The sequence below is a fragment of the Nonomuraea sp. ATR24 genome (assembly GCF_041950485.1).
In the GTDB taxonomy this organism is placed as follows: Bacteria; Actinomycetota; Actinomycetes; order Streptosporangiales; family Streptosporangiaceae; genus Nonomuraea; species Nonomuraea ceibae.
Genome location: NZ_JBGNUU010000019.1, coordinates 36,279 through 52,284, shown reverse-complemented (window position 1 = coordinate 52,284; position 16,006 = coordinate 36,279). Strand labels below are relative to the sequence as shown.

Genomic DNA, 16,006 nt, shown 5'->3' with positions numbered 1-16,006 from the left:
TGCCCGCCGGGGTACTGCTCACTGATCGGCGACGCGATGGAGGTCACGGGTGGACGTGCCGTCCCTGGTGTGGTGGCTGACGGTCCTCGGGATCGTCGGCCTGCTGCTGTTCGACTTCTTCTTCCACGTACGCAAGGCGCACATCCCGACGTTGCGCGAGGCGGCGGTGTGGTCGGCGGCCTATGTGGGCGTCGCGTTGCTGTTCGGCGTCGGGGTGTGGCTGTTCGGCGGCGCCGACATGGGGGCCGAGTACTTCGCCGGGTACGTGACGGAGAAGGCGCTCTCGGTCGACAACCTGTTCGTCTTCCTCGTCATCATGTCGGGCTTCCGGGTGCCGCGCGCCGACCAGCAGAAGGTGCTGCTGTTCGGCATCACGTTCGCGCTGGTGGCGCGCACCGGGTTCATCTTCCTGGGCGCGGCGCTCATCAACACGTTCGCGTGGGCGTTCTACCTGTTCGGCCTCATCCTGCTCATCACCGCGGGCAACCTGCTCAAGCCGGAGAGCCAGGAAAGCCACTCGCCGGACAACCTGATGACCCGGCTGGCCCGCCGGTTCTTCCGCACCTCCGAGCACTACGACGGCGACCGGCTCACCACGGTCGTCGACGGCCACCGCGTGCTGACGCCCATGCTGCTCGTCATGATCGCTATCGCGGGCACGGACCTGCTGTTCGCGCTCGACTCCATCCCGGCGATCTTCGGCCTCACCCAGAACGTCTACCTGGTCTTCACCGCCACCGCGTTCTCGCTGCTGGGGCTGCGTCAGCTCTACTTCCTCATCGACGAGCTGCTGGACCGGCTCATCTACCTGTCCTTCGGCCTGGCGGCGGTGCTGGCGTTCATCGGCGTCAAGCTCGTCCTGCACGCGCTGCACGAGAACAACGTGCCGTTCATCAACGACGGCGAGCCCGTGCCCGTCACCGAGATCAGCACCGGCCTGTCCCTGTCGGTGATCATCGGCGTCCTCATCGTCACGATCGCCGCCTCGCTGCTCAGCACCCGGGGGCGCGCCCAGAACATCGCCTCCTGCGCCCGGCGCTGCGCCACCGCCTACCTGGAGGACGACCTCGACCCCGCCGAGCGCGACGCCACCTACCGCAGGCTCGTCATCGAGGAGGAGCGGCTGCGCGGGCTCCCGGAGAAGTTCCGCGCCAAGCTGCGCGAGGACGAGCGGCTCATGTCACTGATCCGCCGCGCCCACGAGCGCCACGCCGCCCACGCCGGCCGCTGACCTCCTCACGACGATCGCTCAGCGAACCACCTGGAGCAGGGCCTGGTCCTTGGCGGCGGCCGGCTCGGCGAGGCGCTGCACCTGGCGGCCCTTGGCGTCCAGGACGACCAGCGTGTTGGCCGTGCGGCCCGCGACGCGCACCGCCAAGCGCCCGTCGGGCAGATGGAACGCGCCGAGCAGGCGGCCCTTGACGCCGATCGGCACCCGGCGGCCGGTCGCCGTGTCGACCAGCGTCGGGGTGAACGACGTCGGCCACACGCCGTCGCCGCCCGGATCGGTGGGCCGGAGGGTGCTGACGACCACGTGACGGCCGCCCGGCGACAGGCTCTGGACGTGGTTGGCCAGCTTGACGCCCTTCACCTTGACCGACCTGCCGGTCCTGGTGTCGAGCCGGTGGACGCCCTCGGTGGTGCCGGCGTAGCCCGCCAGGTAGCGGCCGTCGGGGGACCAGGCGAGGTGGCAGGGGCCGGCCGTCCGGCCGAGGACCCGCGCGCCACGGCCGTCGGCGCCGACCACGCGCACCTGCGAACCGTCGCCGCCGACGTACGCCACCCGCCGGGAGTCGGGCGACCACACCGGTGACAGGCAGGGGATGTCGCCCTGGAGCCCGCGCGCGACCGTGCGGGTCCTGCCGCCGTCGCGCACCTGGAGCCGGCCGCCGGACGTGATCCACGCGACCTTCCGCCCGTCGGGCGAGGCCGCGAACTGCGCGCTCTGCCCCGGCTTCCCCAGCTCGGCGGGACGCCCGCCGTAGCGGGTGACGGTGTAGCCACGGTCGTAGGCCGCGTAGACGGCGACACCGGCCAGCGGGGCGGGCGCGGCGGAGGCCGCGGCGGCGGAGACAGCGGCGGTGGAGGCCGCGGCGTGGGGGGTCACGGCCGAGGCCGCCGGGGCGGCGGCCAGCAGGGTGGCGGCGCCCAGCACGGCACATGCCAGAGATCGATGCATGCTCGGATTGTCCCAGCGCGCCGCCCGCCACACCCGGCTTTCAGCCCGGCAACCCGTCGACGAACCTGGTCAGCAGCCTGGCGAACTCCGTGCGCTCCGCCTCGCTCCAGCCCGCCATCGCGCCGGCGAACACCGCCTGGCGTGACCGGCGCGCCTCTTCGACCGCGGCCTGCCCGGCGTCGGTGAGCACGAGGACCGAACGGCGTCCGTCGGCCTGGTCGGCGCGGCGGTGCACCCAGCCGGCCTCGACCGCGGCGGCCACGAGCTTGCTGGCCCGGGGCTGGTCGACGCCGAGCGCCTGAGCCACGGTGCTCACGGTGGCGGGCCCGGCGCCGTCGATCGCGTCGAGGACGTCGAACGCCTGCCCCGTCACCCCGGCGAGCCGGGCCAGCGCCCGCCTCCTCTGCCTGCGCCGGATGGTCACCATGGCCTGCTCAACCCGTTCGACAGCGTCCATACCACCATGATACATGTCATGAGACAAGTAGATGTCCTAGGACAAGGAGCCTCCCATGATGATCGGATCCCGGCTCAAGCGGCTGGACCAGCTGATCGAGGACACCTTCGAGCGCGCCTTCGCCGAGGCCGGGGTGAACCGCCGCCAATGGCAGGCGCTCAACGTCATCAGCCGCGGCCCCACCAGCGCCGGCGAGCTCCACCAGGCGCTCAGGCCGTTCCGGGCGCCGGGCGACACCACCCCCGGCGTGCTCGCCCGGCTGACCGCCCGAGGCTGGATCGTCCGCGACACCACCGGCACGCACACCCTGACCGCCGAAGGCCGCACCGCGCACGCCGCCATCGGCGAACGCGTCCAGGACATCCGCGCCCGGATGACCCGCGACATCACCCCCGAGGAGTACGCCAGGCTCATGGACACACTCGACCGAATGACGCACAACCTGGATCAGGGCACCATGGAGCGATGAACTGGACCGCACCTCAGCCCGACCGATCCGACCCCCCACCCCTCGGCGACGAGCGCGTCCTCCTCGAAGCGTTCCTCGACCACCACCGGCACACCATGCAGCTCAAATGCGCCGGACTGACCCCCGAACAGCTCGTCCGGCGCAGCGCCGAACCCTCGTCCATGTCGCTCCTCGGCCTGCTGCGCCACATGGCCGAGGTCGAACGCTCCTGGTTCCGGCGCAGGCTCGGCGGCGAGCAGCTCGACTTCCTCTACTGCGACCTGGACGACAACCCCGACGGCGACTTCGACGACACCGACCCGGCCCACGCCGAGGCCGACTACGCCACGTACCTGCGTGAGGTCGAGCTGGCCCGCGCCGCCGCCGCAGGCCGCGGCCTGGACGAGACCTTCCACCACAAGCACCGTGACCAGGAGATGAGCCTGCGCTGGGTGTTCCTGCACATGATCGAGGAGTACGCGCGGCACAACGGCCACGCGGACATCCTCCGCGAGCGCATCGACGGGGCGACCGGCGAGTGACTACACGCTCCTGATCTGGGCCGTCGCGGTCGCCGTCGCCACCGGCTCGCCATCGGGGCCGACCAGCTCCCCGGCCAGGAAGGCGATGTCGCGGCCCCGCTTGACCACCCGGCCGCGCCCCACCAGCCTGCCGGGACGAGCCGGGCGCAGGAACTGCACGTGAAGCTCCAGGGTCGGCGCGAACTGCCCCGCGGGCAACGTCGCGACCAGCGCCGGACCCAGCGTGTCGTCCAGCATGGCCGCCAGGAAGCCGCCCTGGATCACGCCGACCGGGTTGGTGAACTGCTCACGCGCCGCGAACGCCACCTCGATCGTGCCCGCCTCCGGGTCCACCTCGACGAGCTCCCAGCCCAGGACCTCCGCGGCCGGCGGCGGCGGCACGGCGCCGGCCATGACGTCCCAGAACATCCCTCTCTCCATCCCCCCATTGAACAGCCCCCCACCGACAACCCCCCGCCGCCCGGGCCACCCCCTGCGCGAGCCCAGCGGCCCCTACTCGGGGGGCCACGAGGGTCGGACCAGCGGAAGGCGGGGCAGCAGTGCCGCACGTGGCGGGGTCAGCGGAAGGCGGGGGCTCAGGGCCGCCCGGGGTTCCCGTTCGGGAGTCAGCGGAAGGCTGGGGCGTTGCGGTGGGCCCAGGCGGCGTAGGTGCCGGGGGTGCGGCCGAGGACCTGGGCGACGTCCGGGCTGACGCGCCGCTCGTCGGCGGTGGGCTCGCCGAGGATGTTCAGCGTGCCCTCGACGATGGGCGCGGGCATGAACGTCAGCATCCGCTCCCGCGCCTGCTCCCGCGTCAGTTCCTGGTACGTGACCCGCTCGCCCAGCGCTTCACCGATGGCCGCCGCCATCTGGCGCGGGGTGATCGGCTCGGGCCCGGTGAGCACGTAGGTCCGGCCGTGGTGCCCGGGTTCGCGCAGGGCGGCGGCGGCGACCGCGGCGATGTCGTCGGGGTCGACGGCCGGCAGCCCCACGTCGCCGAACGGCGCGAACACCGTGCGCCCGTTCCGCACCGACTCGGCCCAGGCCAAGGTGTTGGTGGCGAAGTTGCCCGGCCGCAGGATCGTCCATTCGAGCCCGGATTCGCGTACCTGGTTCTCGTCCTCCAGGGCGCGACGCCCGTGGCCGCCGGAGTCCGGTCGCGTGCCGGCGGACTGCGACGACACCAGGACGATCCGGCGCACCCCGGCGGCCTTGGCGGCGTGGACGGCGTGGCGCACGGTGTCGCCGGTGGCCGCGAGCGCCCCGGTGAGCAGCAGGAACAGCGCGTCGGCCGACTCCAGCGCGGGCCGCAGGCTGTCGGGGTCGGCCAGGTCGGCGGCGACGGCCCGCGCGGGCGACGCCCCGCCGCCGACGGGCTGGGGCAGGTCCGCGGGGGTGATGTGCCGGGAGACGGCGGTGACCTGCTCGCCGGCTTCGACCAGCAGCCGGACCAGCGTGCGCCCGATGTTTCCGGTGGCTCCGGTGACAACGATCATGATGAAGCTCTTTCGAGTGAGTTAGCTGACTGACTTACTGAGAAGAGACCGTAGCACAAGGACCGCCTATAGTGAGTCAGGTGACTGACTCGAAAGTTTCCCGGGCAAGGGCCGCCTCCGCCAAACGGCAACGGCTGATGGCCGCCGCCGCCCGGGTCGTCCACGAGCAGGGGGCCGAGCGCACCACCATCGCGGACATCGCCCGCGCCGCCGACGTCCCGGTGGGCAACGTGTACTACTACTTCAAGACCAAGGACGAGCTGGTCGCCGCCGCACTCTCCGAGCACGCCCGCCGTTTGCAGGAGCTCACCGGCGAGCTGGACCGCCTGCCCGACCCGCGCGCCCGGCTGACGGGGCTCGTCGAGGCATGGGTGAGCCAGAGCGACGTCGCCGCCCGCTACGGCTGCCCGACCGGCACCCTGGCCGTCGAGCTCGACAAACGTGACGAAGGCGGCCTGGACGCGGAGGCGGGCCGGGTCATCCGGCTGCTGCTCGACTGGGCCGAACGCCAGTTCCGCGAGCTCGGCCTGCCCGACCCCGGAGGGCTCGCTCTCACCCTGGTGGGCGCATACCAGGGCATGTCACTCCTGGCCAACGCCCTGCGCGACCCCGGCGTGATGACCAGCCAGGGCGCCCGCCTGACCGCCTGGCTGACCGCGCTGCCGGACGGCCAGGAGCTCAGCTCCCTCCCGAACGGCCAAGGGTGAGCCCGCCGCCCAAAAACCGGCGCAACCCGGGGCGAACCACCCCGCCGGACGGCCGGTCGGCGTCCCGGTCGGCAAGGTCTAGACCCAGGGTGGCCCGACAATAGACCCAGGTCGCTAAGGGCATCGCGGCGAAGTTCCTAGGCTGGGTCCCGTGAACGACAGCCCCCAGCACCAGCTCCCCCTCGACCGGTGGGGCAGCATGGTGCGCTATCTCGCGGCGCTGGGTCCCATGCTGTTCTTCGCCGTGGTCTGGGCCTGGGTCGCCGCCCACGACCTCGACAAGCTGCCGCGCGCCGTGTTCGACGTGTCGCTGGGGGTCCTCGGGCTGGTGCTCATGCGCTGGCGGCGGCGGTGGCCCTGGCAGATCGCCGCCGCGACCGCGCTGCTGACCGCCTTCTCGAGCTCGGCGAGCGGCCCCGCCAACGTGGCGTACGTGTCCCTGTGCACCCACCGCCGGTGGCGCGAGATCGTGCCCGTCGCCGCCCTGTCCTGGAGCAGCGCGACGCTCTACGCGTTCGCGGGCGGCGTGAGCCAGCAGAGCATGATCAGCTTCGTCACCAGCACCACGATCCTCGCCGGGCTGACCGTCTTCGGCCTCTACCTGCGCTCGGAGCGTGAGGCCCTGCTGGCGGAGGAGCGGGCGGAGCGGCAGCGCGTCGAGCAGGCCAGGTTCGCCGAGCGCACCAAGATCGCTCAGGAGATGCACGACGCGCTGGCCCACCGCATGTCCCTGCTGGCGATGCTCGCCGGCGGGCTGGCCTACCGGGTCGACCTGGGCCCGGAGCAGACCCGCGAGACCGCGCTGGCCATCCAGGAGAACGCCCACCAGTCGCTCAACGAGCTGCGCACCGTGCTCGGCACCCTCCGCTCCGACGGCGAGCTGGCGGCCCCGCAGCCGACCATCGCCGACCTGGACGCGCTGTTCCACGAGGTGCGGTCCGCCGGTCAGAAGGTGCTCGTCACCGACACGATCGAGCAGCGCGACCGGCTGCCCACCCAGACCGGGCGCAACGCGTACCGGATCGTCCAGGAGGCGCTCACCAACGCCCGCAAGCACGCGCCGGGCAGCAGCGTCAGGGTGGAGCTCGACGGGCGGCCGGGCGACGCGCTGCGCATCGACGTGACCAACGCGACCCCCTACGGGCCGTCGTCCGCGCCGGGCGGCAGACTCGGGCTGGTCGGCGTGGCGGAACGGGCGCGGATGGCAGGCGGCACGATCGCCCACGCCCACCAGGACGGGCGATTCGTCCTCTCTGTCCGGCTGCCGTGGGAGGCTTGACGTCGTGACACGCGTGCTGATCGTCGACGACGACCCGATGGTACGCACCGGGCTGCGTCTCATCCTGGGCGGCGAGCCCGACCTGGAGATCGTCGGCGAGGCGGGCGACGGGCGCGAGGCCGTGACCCTGGTGCGCGCCGAACGGCCCGACGTGGTGCTGATGGACATCCGCATGCCCGGCCAGGACGGTTTGGTCACCACCGAGCAGCTGGCGTCGCGGCCGGACGCGCCGCGCATCCTCGTGCTGACCGCCTTCGACGCCGACGACATGGTGCTGCGTGCGCTGCGCCTCGGCGCGGCCGGGTTCCTGCTCAAGGACACGCCGCCGGCCAAGATGGTCGAAGCCGTCCGCACGGTCGCGGCCGGCGAGCCGGTGCTGTCGCCCAGCGTCACCTACCAGGTGATCGCCGCGGCCACCGGCGGCCACGCGCCCGGCCGGGACGAGGCACGGCGCGAGCTGGCCAGGCTGACCGACCGGGAGCTGGAGGTCGCGGTCGAGGTGGCCCGGGGCAGCTCCAACGCCGAGATCGGGCAGCGCCTGTCCATGAGCGTCGCTACGGTCAAGGCCAACGTCACCCGCATCTTCGCCAAGCTCGGCACCGACAACCGGGTCCAGGTCGCCATGAAGATCCGCGACGCAGGCCACCTCTGACGCGCCCCTCGGCCCCGGCTCCACTGACGAACCACCCCACCGGGCCGACCCACCAGGCCGACCTGGAAGGGGGCCATCCCGGAAGGGGGGCCACGCCCACCGGGAGTCGCACCCGCAGGGGTTGCGCCCCGCCGGGGTTGCGCCCCGCCGGGGTTGCGCCCCGCCGGAGGTAGCGGCCCGCCGGGGGTCGCGCCCAGGAGCACCGACCCGGAAGGGGGACTCGGAAGGGGCCGCACCCCGCCGGGAGTCACGCCCACCGGAGGTTGCCCCCCGCCCGGAGATCGCGCCCGGAAGGACCGACCCGGAAGAGGAGCCCGGAAGGGGCCGTGTCCCGCCGGGTCACCAGGTGAGGTGGAGGGCTTCGGGGGAGCGGTGGATGAGGGTGGGCGCCATGGTGACCTCGTCACGGGCCAGCCGCAGCCCGGGGAACTCGCGCATCAGGATCTCCAGCGTGATCCGCACCTGCTCCTTGGCGAGCTGGGAGCCGGGGCAGCCGTGCGGGCCGTGCCCGAAGGACAGGCTGCGCAGCGGGGCGCGCCCGATGTCGAACACGTCGGGCCGCGTGGCGGGGTCGGCGTCGCGGCCGGCGGAGGCGTACGAGACGAAGAGCACGTCGTCCTTGCGCAGCTCGGTGCCGGCCAGCGTCACGGGCCCGGTGACCGTGCGGCGGAAGCCCTGGACGGGCGCCTCGAACCGGGCCGCCTCCTCGATGGCGACGGGCACGAGCTCGGGCCGCTCGCACAGCAGCTCCCACTGGCGGCGGTCGCGCAGCAGGTGCAGCACGACGGAGCCGAGCAGCGCCGTGGTGGTGAGGTGGCCGGCGAGCAGCAGGTTCTGGAGGTTGGAGACGATCTCCTTGCGCTGGTCGAGGGTCAGGTCGCCGGTGCCGGGCGCGAGTTCCCTGACCATCTCGGTGCAGACGTCGTCACGCGGATCGCGCCGCCGGGCCCGCGCGTAGCCGTCGAGGAGCCGCTGCAGGGTCACGATCTCCTTGGCGCACTCGACCTGCCCGGCGTCGTCCAGCTCCGTGAACAGCAGCTCCTCGGCCCGCGCCGCGCCCCGGACAGCGCCCGGCGTGTCGGCCGGGTCGAGGCCGATGACGTGCCCGATGACGGAGGCGGGCAGCGGCTTGGCGTACGCCTCCATCCATTCGACCTGGCCGTCGCCGGCGAAGGAGGCGACCAGTTCCTCGGCCCGCTCGGTCACGTACGGCAGCGCGGCGGCGACGCGGGCGGGGGACAGCCCTCTGGTGAGCGGCCGACGCAGCCGCCGGTGCGCCTCCCCGTCGGCGCCGAGCACGGCCTGCACGCCGCCGACGCCCTTGACCAGCTCCGAGAGCGCGGCCTTGCCGGGCAGGTAGTCGGGGCGCAGTGCGCCCGCCGACGAGAAGAGCTCGGGCTTGCCGAGCACTTCGCGGACGTCCTCGCGCCGGGCGACCAGCCAGGCGTTCAGCTCCGGCACGAACGTGAGCCCGCGGTTGCGGCGGGCCTCGGCGTAGGTCGGGTACGGGTCGCGGTAGAGATCCACTCGCCCATGGTCGCGGCTGCCGCTGACCCGGACAAGTGCTGGTTTCACCCGGGATGTGTCAGATCCAGGACGCCGACGGTCTGGCCTCCGCTCTCCTCACCGGTGAGCTCGAACCCGAGCCTGCGGTAGAAGCCCTCGGGTCCCCCGTCCTCCGGTTCCCAGGTCACGTACATGTGGGTGCTGCCGCGCCGCTTGAGCTCGGCGGCCACCGTGGCGACGGCGAAGCTGCCGACGCCGCGCCCCTGCGCCTCGGGGACGACGTTGAGGCGCCACAGGCCGGACCGGAAGTCGACGCCCTTGCCGTCCCAGTCGATGTCGATGAAGGCCATGAGGAAGCCGACGGGCTGGTCGCCGTCGAGGATGAGGCGCGGCCAGGCGACGTCCGGCTGGACGTACGCCTCGGCCAGCGACTTGGCCACCGGCGAGACGAAGCGCTCCTGGTCGGGGCGGACCTTCACGGTCAGCGCCGTGTCGATGTTGGCGAGGGTGATACGTACGGCTCGAAGATCTTTCGTCATGTGCTGAACGATATGCCTGGTGGTTGGATGGGGAGCATGCGCTATGGCATCGACGTCGCGATCCTCGGTGACCTCGCGGAGCCGTCGCGGCTGGTGGCCCTGGCCCGCGAGGCCGAGGCCGCCGGCTGGGACGCCGTGCTGGTGTGGGACCACCTGGCCTTCGCCTGGGGCATGCCTTCGGCCGACCCGTGGGTGGCGCTCTCGGCCGCGGCCGCGGCGACGTCCCGCGTCAGGCTGGGCACGGCGGTGACGGCCGTCGCCCGGCACCGGCCGGAGGTGCTGGCGCACACGGTGGCGACGTTCGACCGGCTGAGCGGCGGGCGGGCGATCCTGGGCGCCGGGCTGGGCGGGGTCCCCGGCGAGTTCACCGCCTTCGGCGCGCCCCGGCCCGGCGGGGCGGTGCTGGACGAGACGCTCGACGTGATCTCCGCGCTCTGGTCCGGCGACGAGGTGCGTCACCGGGGCGCCCGCTACACGGTCGACGGCGTACGGCTGGCGCCCCTGCCGGTGCAGCGGCCCCGGGTGCCGGTGTGGATCGGCGGCACGGCGCCGGCCGCCCTGCGCCGGGCGGCCCGCTGGGACGGCTGGGTCGTGGCGGGCGACGACGAGGAGGGCCGCATGACGCTGTCCCCCGCCGAGCTGGCCGCCCAGGTCGCCGAGCTCCGCCGCCACCGCGTGGCGGACGGGCCGTTCGACGTGGCGCTCATCGGCGTCAGCGAGCCGGGCGCCTCGGTGACGCCCTACGCCGACGCGGGCGCGACCTGGTGGCTGGAGCACCTGCACGGCCGCCGCGGCGACTTCGACCAGCTCATGCGGCGCGTCCGCTCGGGTCCGCCGTAGCCGGCTCCTCGGGGCTGTAGCCGAGCCGGCCCCGCGTGGCGGCCAGGACGACGAGGGCCGCCGTGGTGCCCGCGAGGAGGGTGACGCGCGACGCCTGCTCGGGCGAGGCGATCGACGGGAACAGCTCCGCGTAGGCCATCGACATGAAGTTGTTGACGCCCACGTGCAGCAGCATGACCAGCGGCAGGCTCTGGCCGGTGCGGTTGAACACCCAGGTGACGACCACGCTGAACACGCAGCAGAAGGCGAAGAACTCGCCGATCCGCATCCAGGTGACGTCCGGCCAGCCGCCCCACTCGCTCAGGTACAGCGGCAGGTGCCAGAGGCCCCAGAGCGGCCCGAGGACGAGGGTGCCGGCCAGCGGCCCGAACCTGCGCTGCATGCGCGCCAGGGCGAAGTCCCGCCAGCCGGGCTCCTCGGCCAGCCCGGTGGTGACCATCTGGAGCAGCAGGCCCGGGACGTACGCCACGAGCAGGGCGACGGGCGGCATGCGGACGGGTTCCTCGGACAGGGCGGCGCCGGTCAGCACGAGCACGGCGGGCACGCCGACGGCGGTGCCGGCGTACCAGACCCAGCTCACCCGCCACTTCGTCATCCGCCCGAGCCAGCGCCGGACGCCTTCCTTGCCGTCGGCGATCCTGGTGACCAGGTACGCGGCGAAGATCGGGCCGAGGTAGGCGCCGGGGAGCACGCCCGTGAACTGCGTGGTGCCGAGCACCGAGGGGAACGTGAAGTCGAGCACTCCCAGCCCGGTCGCCGAGAGCACGTAGGGCGTCCAGGCGATCCAGCTCATCAGGTTGGCCAGGACGAAGAAGCTGACGAGCGGACGGCGGCGGATGAATCCCCGCAATCCGGTCTGCTGGTCGGGACTCTCTTCGACAGCCGGCCGGCTGTTGACTGCCATGTCATTCTCCGTGGAACGCTCGTACGAGGACACGGTTCAGGACATCAGCCGGAACCCCGTCCGGTCTCTCCCGCGTGCACCCCAGCGGAGGTACAGCTAGGGGTATGCGCGGCGGGGCCGGACGGCCGCCAGCACCCCCGCCATGAGCAGCGCGACCACCCCGCCGCAGACCATGACGGTGGAGACGGAGGAGGCGTCGACGACCCGGCCGCCCAGGAACGCGCCGAGGGCGAAGGTCGCCTGGAAGGAGGCGGTGAAGACGACGGTGGCGGCTTCGGGCGCGTGCGGCGCGGCGGCGAGGAACGACGCCTGCGAGCAGACGGGCACGCCCCCGTACGCGAGCCCCCAGACGACGAGCAGCCCCACGGCGGCGACGGCGCCGCCTCCCGCCACGGGCAGGAGCAGGGTGGCGAGCGCGATCAGCCCGCCGCAGGTCACGAACGCGACCCGCCATCGGGCGGCCCGGCCCGCGAGGAAGTTCCCGGCGATCCCCGCGACGCCGTACGCGAGGAGCACGGCGCTGACGGCGGCCGGTCCCAGCCCCGTGACGTCCTCCAGGAAGGGCGTGACGTACGTGTACGTACCGAAATGGGCGAGGACGATGAGGAACGTCGCCACCAGCGCGATCGCGGCAGCCCGGGTGCGCAGCAGGTCCAGCAGGGCGCGCAGGCTGGTGACCTGATCGGCGGGCAGCGGCGGCAGCAGCACGACCAGTCCGCCCAGCACCGCGAGCGCGAGCACGGCCAGCACGACGAAGGCGGTCCGCCACCCGGCGAGGTCCCCGATGAACGTCCCTGCCGGGACGCCGAGCACCGACCCCAGCGGCACGGCGGAGAAGATCACGGCGGTGGCGGCGCCGACGGCGTGCGGCGGCACCAGCCGCCCAGCCAGCCCCGCCCCGATGGACCAGAAGCCGCCGATCGTGACGCCGACGAGCACCCTGGACACCAGCATGATCTCGTACGAGGTCGCCGCCGCGGCCAGCACGTCGGCCACGGCGAGCAGCGCCATGAGCGCGCACAGCATCGCGCGCCGGTCGAGCCGGGCGGTGGTCAGCGTGACGACAGGCGCGGCGACCGCGGCGACGACGCCGGGCAGGGCCATGGTCAGCCCCGCGACGCCGTCGGAGACGCCGAAGTCGGCCCCGATGGCGCTCAGCAGCCCGATCGGCAGGATCTCGCTGGTGACGATGGCGAAGATGCCCAGCATGATCGTGACGACCGCGAGCCGGCTGACCAGTGGGGTGCGGGTGATGGTTGACACGGCGTACAGCCAAACAGGCGAGAACCCCTGCGTACCGGCGCCTTTCGGACGCGACCAGTCGTCAGACGGTCTCCACCCGGCCGGTGCCGAAGGGGTAGAGCTGTCGGATCACCGCGACGAGGTCCGGCGCCGGGCGCACGCCGAGGTCCCGCAGCAGGATCCGGCTGAACTTCTCGTACTGCCGCAGCGCGCTGCTGGGGTCGCCGCGCCGGGCGTGGATCTCCATGAGGATGCGGTTCGCGCTCTCCGACCACGGCTCGGTCTGCACCGCCGCCAGCCCGTACGGCAGGGCCTCGGCGGGCCTGCCCAGGCTGAGCAGCCGGGCGGCGGCGCTCTGCAACGCCTGGGCGGTGAGCGTGCGCAGCCGGTCGCGGCGCTCCACGACCCAGTCGTCGGCCCAGTCGGCCAGCAGCGGCCGGTCCACGTCGGCGGGCGGCCCGGCAGGCTCCCCGACGGACGCGCCGACGCCGTAGATGGTGTCATTGATCCAGCGGGTCAGCATCTCGACGTCCACCCGCGTGCCCTCCACCAGGCACAGGATGTCGCCGTCGCACTCGACGACGTCACGCGTCCGCCTGGCCATCCTCGACAGGGTGGTCCGGAGGTTGGCCAGCGCCTGCTGCTCGGTCCCGCCGGGCCAGAGCAGCCCGGCCGTCTGCGAGCGCGACATCGGCCCGATGATCGCCAGCGCCGCGATCATCCTCGCCACCCCGTGGGGCAGGTGCAGCGTGCGCCCGTCCCACCGCAGCCGGAACGGCCCCAGGAGTCGCAGCTCCCCCTTTGACGTCGCCACACTCGCATCCTCCCCCTGGAATCACCCCGGATGAGCGTATCCAGGCATATGCGGAACACCTGGCAGAAAGTCGTGACCACGTTCACGCGCCGCGCTCGTACCGTCACCCGCACGCGCCCGTCGTGATCGCGTGCGGCGGGCTCCGCCGCGGGTGCCGGTCCCGTGCTCCGGCGGAAGCGGTCCAGTCACGCCGATCGGCCGTGAACCGCGCGTTACCGGTCCGGGAGCTCCACCGGCGGCACCGGCGAACACGGCGGCGTTGCGAGCCCGTGCCACGCCGGTGTGCTCGCGCCCGCGCGGCGGTGACGCGCCCGCCACGATCGCATGCGGCCAGGTCGCGCCGGCGTCAGGGTTCGCCGCCGTGGCGGAAACGGCCGCCGGGCTTCACTGAGGGTCACCAACCCACTCCGATTCCAGGAGGAATCATGAGCATCAACCCAGGCATCATCAGCGCACTGAAGCTGCCGCCGCCCCGGCCGAGGCCGCAGGCCGCGATGGCGGCCGAACCGCCGACGCAGAGCGCCGGCGAGAGCGCCTCGGTCGTCGGCAACTCGATGGTGGCGTTCACCGCGAACGTCTCACCGCAGCACAAGGACGACCTGCTGAACTCGTTCGGCCTGGCCCAGCTCGCCGCCACCGCCGGAGGTGCCAACGCGGAGACCGACCCGCTCGGCTACTACCACAAGGTGGTCGAGGTGCTGACCAACATCGGCTACACCGGCCAATCGGTCAACTTCGGCAACTACACCGCGCAGACCGCCACCGTCGAGATCGACAAGGTGGTGCTGGAGATCATGACCTCACTGGTCACCGCGCCCGAGCTGGAGATCGTCAAGGCGGCGCTGGACGCGCTCAAGTCGTCCGCCAACGCCGACGGGGCGCCGTGGCAGCTCTATCACAGCCAGTCCACCAGCGAGAACAACGGCAGCTTCTCGATCGGCCTGGCCACCGAGACCAACAACAACGTGGCCGTCAAGCTGTCCGCCTTCCACTTCACCGGCGACGAGACAGCCACCAAGTTCCTGTGGATGTCGTACTCGTCCACGTCCGTGCACATCCAGCAGGGCCAGACCACGCTCGTCCTGAACGACACCCTTTACGCCACGGTACGGCAGGCCGTGACGGACAAGATGAGCAGCCACGCGAGCAGCTACATCGCCAACCTGCCGTCGCTGGGGAGCTAGTGAACGCCACGACGGCGCTGCTGGTCGACGGCGCGTTCCTGCTGCTGGACGGCGCTCTCACCGCGCAGCAGGGCTACGACGTGGTCAACTCGGTCCTGCTGGCCAGGCACGTGGCAGCGCAGACCGTGGCGTCCGACGCCGGCGGCTACGCCGACGCGCTGCGCCAGGCGCTCGGCAACATCGGCTGGACCAGCACCGACATCGCCACGCACAGCACCCAGCTCGCCGCCGGGAGCGCGCCCCTGACGTCCATCACGGGGGAGCTGGCCAAGCTCGCGCCCGGCGCGCTCGTCGACGAGCTCGTCACCGCGCTGGAAGGGGCCGGTCCGGCGGCCCGCCAGGCGTGGAAGGCCCCGCCCGGCCTGCTGATGATCGCCAGGCTCGACAGCGGCGTCCCGGTGCTCGCGTACGACTACAGCGAGCTCACCCCGGCCGAGCCGGCTTCGGGATACCCGTGGGCCCCGCTCACCGAGGCGGGCACGCTCGCCCAGTTCACCGGATCGGCGGCGATGAACCGGATGGTGTTCACCACCGCGTTCAGCCAGGCGCTGGCCGCCAAGGTCGCGCCGATGAGAAAGGCAGCGGTCATCCCGCTGCGACCAGAAGGGAAAGCCCGATGATTCTGCAACAGAGATCCACGCCCGACCCGGCCCAGGACCTGCCGGCCGGGGACAACACGGTCATCACCGGCCCGATGGGCGACTGCGTCTCCGTGGTCGTCCTCTGGAACCAGGTCCACGGCCAGTATCAGAACGTCCGCGGCTATCACGGGTCCGGCGGATTCCAGGCCATCAACCTGCCGTCCCTGTTCAACGCGGTGCCCAACGCCGCCGGCACCCGCATCATCGCCTTCTTCACGGCGCAGTCGCTGTCGTCGAACGACCGCCAGCGATTCCTGGACTACTGCGCCACGAACTACCCGGCCGCCCAGGCGGTCGTGGCCCAGGGAGGAGGCAACTACCGCGTCGACAGAACCGGCGCCTGGGCGCTCCAGCAATGACCACCGAACCGCGAGGAGAAACACGCATGGGAATCAGGGACTGGATCAAGAAGGCCGAAGAAGTGGCCAAGGAACACCCCGCCGAATCGGCGGAGATCCTCAAGCGGGCCGAGGAGTTCGTCGAGGACGACACCGGCCACAAGTACGACGAGCAGATCACCAAGGGACTGGAGGAGGTCGAACGCACCTTCGACGGAGCTGACGACGACGCATAACCTCTGAACAGGTTCGGAGGCGC

Annotated in this window: 20 protein-coding genes; 11 read left to right on the top strand and 9 right to left on the bottom strand. The window is 72.4% G+C overall.

Going from position 1 to position 16,006, the window contains the following annotated elements; all coding sequences use genetic code 11:
- Positions 1 to 49: 49 nt before the first annotated feature.
- Positions 50 to 1,231 carry a TerC family protein gene (locus tag ACBI99_RS34885; protein ID WP_219504228.1) on the top strand — a complete coding sequence of 394 codons (1,182 nt, stop codon included), beginning with the start codon at positions 50 to 52 and terminating at the stop codon, positions 1,229 to 1,231.
- 18 nt (positions 1,232 to 1,249) lie between these two features.
- Here ACBI99_RS34885 and ACBI99_RS34880 read toward each other — a convergent pair whose 3' ends face one another.
- Together ACBI99_RS34880 and ACBI99_RS34875 are read right to left on the bottom strand one after the other, a co-directional pair.
- Positions 1,250 to 2,179: a hypothetical protein gene (locus tag ACBI99_RS34880; protein ID WP_375074396.1), complete on the bottom strand. Its 930-nt coding sequence runs from the start codon at positions 2,177 to 2,179 to the stop codon at positions 1,250 to 1,252.
- A 40-nt stretch (positions 2,180 to 2,219) separates the two neighbouring features.
- On the bottom strand, positions 2,220 to 2,636 hold the full coding sequence (locus ACBI99_RS34875) for a MarR family transcriptional regulator (RefSeq protein WP_357582961.1): 417 nt from the start codon (positions 2,634 to 2,636) through the stop codon (positions 2,220 to 2,222).
- Between the two features lie 55 nt (positions 2,637 to 2,691).
- Between ACBI99_RS34875 and ACBI99_RS34870 the strand changes: the two genes are divergently transcribed.
- Together ACBI99_RS34870 and ACBI99_RS34865 are read left to right on the top strand one after the other, a co-directional pair.
- Positions 2,692 to 3,105 carry a MarR family winged helix-turn-helix transcriptional regulator gene (locus tag ACBI99_RS34870; protein ID WP_375074395.1) on the top strand — a complete coding sequence of 138 codons (414 nt, stop codon included), beginning with the start codon at positions 2,692 to 2,694 and terminating at the stop codon, positions 3,103 to 3,105.
- Positions 3,102 to 3,626, top strand: a complete 525-nt coding sequence (locus ACBI99_RS34865) for a DinB family protein (protein WP_375074394.1) — start codon at positions 3,102 to 3,104, stop codon at positions 3,624 to 3,626. The genes ACBI99_RS34870 and ACBI99_RS34865 overlap by 4 nt, the downstream gene beginning before the upstream one ends.
- Here the strand turns inward: ACBI99_RS34865 and ACBI99_RS34860 are convergent, their stop codons facing one another.
- Both ACBI99_RS34860 and ACBI99_RS34855 read right to left on the bottom strand, forming a co-directional pair.
- Positions 3,627 to 4,034: a PaaI family thioesterase gene (locus ACBI99_RS34860; protein WP_375074393.1), complete on the bottom strand. Its 408-nt coding sequence runs from the start codon at positions 4,032 to 4,034 to the stop codon at positions 3,627 to 3,629.
- A gap of 197 nt (positions 4,035 to 4,231) precedes the next feature.
- A complete protein-coding gene (locus ACBI99_RS34855; protein ID WP_357582953.1) occupies positions 4,232 to 5,101 on the bottom strand; it encodes an SDR family NAD(P)-dependent oxidoreductase in 870 nt (289 codons plus the stop codon).
- 80 nt (positions 5,102 to 5,181) lie between these two features.
- On the opposite strand from ACBI99_RS34855, the gene ACBI99_RS34850 reads away from it, so the two are divergent.
- From ACBI99_RS34850 to ACBI99_RS34840, 3 genes are all read left to right on the top strand, one after another.
- Entirely contained in the window at positions 5,182 to 5,808 is a 627-nt protein-coding gene (locus ACBI99_RS34850; RefSeq protein ID WP_357582951.1) for a TetR/AcrR family transcriptional regulator, read from the top strand.
- A 151-nt stretch (positions 5,809 to 5,959) separates the two neighbouring features.
- Complete coding sequence (locus ACBI99_RS34845; protein ID WP_375074392.1) at positions 5,960 to 7,087, top strand: sensor histidine kinase; 1,128 nt, start codon at positions 5,960 to 5,962, stop codon at positions 7,085 to 7,087.
- Positions 7,088 to 7,091: 4 nt separating this feature from the next.
- A complete protein-coding gene (locus ACBI99_RS34840; protein ID WP_357582947.1) occupies positions 7,092 to 7,739 on the top strand; it encodes a response regulator transcription factor in 648 nt (215 codons plus the stop codon).
- A 339-nt stretch (positions 7,740 to 8,078) separates the two neighbouring features.
- Here ACBI99_RS34840 and ACBI99_RS34835 read toward each other — a convergent pair whose 3' ends face one another.
- Both ACBI99_RS34835 and ACBI99_RS34830 read right to left on the bottom strand, forming a co-directional pair.
- Entirely contained in the window at positions 8,079 to 9,266 is a 1,188-nt protein-coding gene (locus ACBI99_RS34835; RefSeq protein WP_219504252.1) for a cytochrome P450, read from the bottom strand.
- 44 nt (positions 9,267 to 9,310) lie between these two features.
- Positions 9,311 to 9,784 carry a GNAT family N-acetyltransferase gene (locus ACBI99_RS34830; protein WP_357582945.1) on the bottom strand — a complete coding sequence of 158 codons (474 nt, stop codon included), beginning with the start codon at positions 9,782 to 9,784 and terminating at the stop codon, positions 9,311 to 9,313.
- Positions 9,785 to 9,820: 36 nt separating this feature from the next.
- Between ACBI99_RS34830 and ACBI99_RS34825 the strand changes: the two genes are divergently transcribed.
- Complete coding sequence (locus tag ACBI99_RS34825) at positions 9,821 to 10,624, top strand: LLM class flavin-dependent oxidoreductase (protein WP_375074391.1); 804 nt, start codon at positions 9,821 to 9,823, stop codon at positions 10,622 to 10,624.
- Here ACBI99_RS34825 and ACBI99_RS34820 read toward each other — a convergent pair.
- The 3 genes from ACBI99_RS34820 to ACBI99_RS34810 form a co-directional block, all read right to left on the bottom strand.
- A complete protein-coding gene (locus tag ACBI99_RS34820; protein WP_375074390.1) occupies positions 10,593 to 11,528 on the bottom strand; it encodes a CPBP family intramembrane glutamic endopeptidase in 936 nt (311 codons plus the stop codon). The genes ACBI99_RS34825 and ACBI99_RS34820 overlap by 32 nt on opposite strands.
- 96 nt (positions 11,529 to 11,624) lie before the next feature.
- Positions 11,625 to 12,791, bottom strand: coding sequence for an MFS transporter (locus ACBI99_RS34815; protein WP_308125719.1), 1,167 nt, complete (start codon positions 12,789 to 12,791; stop codon positions 11,625 to 11,627).
- A gap of 61 nt (positions 12,792 to 12,852) precedes the next feature.
- A complete protein-coding gene (locus ACBI99_RS34810; RefSeq protein ID WP_357582939.1) occupies positions 12,853 to 13,584 on the bottom strand; it encodes a BTAD domain-containing putative transcriptional regulator in 732 nt (243 codons plus the stop codon).
- A 425-nt stretch (positions 13,585 to 14,009) separates the two neighbouring features.
- On the opposite strand from ACBI99_RS34810, the gene ACBI99_RS34805 reads away from it, so the two are divergent.
- The 4 genes from ACBI99_RS34805 to ACBI99_RS34790 are packed head-to-tail and all read left to right on the top strand — an operon-like array spanning position 14,010 to position 15,983.
- On the top strand, positions 14,010 to 14,768 hold the full coding sequence (locus tag ACBI99_RS34805; protein ID WP_357582937.1) for a hypothetical protein: 759 nt from the start codon (positions 14,010 to 14,012) through the stop codon (positions 14,766 to 14,768).
- Complete coding sequence (locus ACBI99_RS34800; protein ID WP_375074389.1) at positions 14,768 to 15,388, top strand: hypothetical protein; 621 nt, start codon at positions 14,768 to 14,770, stop codon at positions 15,386 to 15,388. Before ACBI99_RS34805 ends, ACBI99_RS34800 begins: the two co-directional genes overlap by 1 nt.
- Positions 15,385 to 15,768, top strand: a complete 384-nt coding sequence (locus ACBI99_RS34795) for a hypothetical protein (protein ID WP_375074388.1) — start codon at positions 15,385 to 15,387, stop codon at positions 15,766 to 15,768. Before ACBI99_RS34800 ends, ACBI99_RS34795 begins: the two co-directional genes overlap by 4 nt.
- Before the next feature lie 26 nt (positions 15,769 to 15,794).
- The gene (locus ACBI99_RS34790; RefSeq protein WP_375074387.1) at positions 15,795 to 15,983 is read left to right on the top strand and encodes an antitoxin; all 189 of its coding nucleotides are present in this window, start codon (positions 15,795 to 15,797) and stop codon (positions 15,981 to 15,983) included.
- Positions 15,984 to 16,006: the final 23 nt, after the last annotated feature.

Excerpts from the sequence above, each read along its gene's own strand:
- ACBI99_RS34880 (WP_375074396.1), bottom strand. The coding sequence starts at position 2,179 with ATGCATCGATCTCTGGCATGTGCCGTGCTGGGCGCCGCCACCCTGCTG.
- ACBI99_RS34875 (WP_357582961.1), bottom strand. The coding sequence starts at position 2,636 with ATGGACGCTGTCGAACGGGTTGAGCAGGCCATGGTGACCATCCGGCGC.
- ACBI99_RS34870 (WP_375074395.1), top strand. The coding sequence starts at position 2,692 with ATGATGATCGGATCCCGGCTCAAGCGGCTGGACCAGCTGATCGAGGAC.
- ACBI99_RS34865 (WP_375074394.1), top strand. The coding sequence starts at position 3,102 with ATGAACTGGACCGCACCTCAGCCCGACCGATCCGACCCCCCACCCCTC.
- ACBI99_RS34860 (WP_375074393.1), bottom strand. The coding sequence starts at position 4,034 with ATGTTCTGGGACGTCATGGCCGGCGCCGTGCCGCCGCCGCCGGCCGCG.
- ACBI99_RS34855 (WP_357582953.1), bottom strand. The coding sequence starts at position 5,101 with ATGATCGTTGTCACCGGAGCCACCGGAAACATCGGGCGCACGCTGGTC.
- ACBI99_RS34830 (WP_357582945.1), bottom strand. The coding sequence starts at position 9,784 with ATGACGAAAGATCTTCGAGCCGTACGTATCACCCTCGCCAACATCGAC.
- ACBI99_RS34825 (WP_375074391.1), top strand. The coding sequence starts at position 9,821 with ATGCGCTATGGCATCGACGTCGCGATCCTCGGTGACCTCGCGGAGCCG.
- ACBI99_RS34820 (WP_375074390.1), bottom strand. The coding sequence starts at position 11,528 with ATGGCAGTCAACAGCCGGCCGGCTGTCGAAGAGAGTCCCGACCAGCAG.
- ACBI99_RS34805 (WP_357582937.1), top strand. The coding sequence starts at position 14,010 with ATGAGCATCAACCCAGGCATCATCAGCGCACTGAAGCTGCCGCCGCCC.
- ACBI99_RS34795 (WP_375074388.1), top strand. The coding sequence starts at position 15,385 with ATGATTCTGCAACAGAGATCCACGCCCGACCCGGCCCAGGACCTGCCG.
- ACBI99_RS34790 (WP_375074387.1), top strand. The coding sequence starts at position 15,795 with ATGGGAATCAGGGACTGGATCAAGAAGGCCGAAGAAGTGGCCAAGGAA.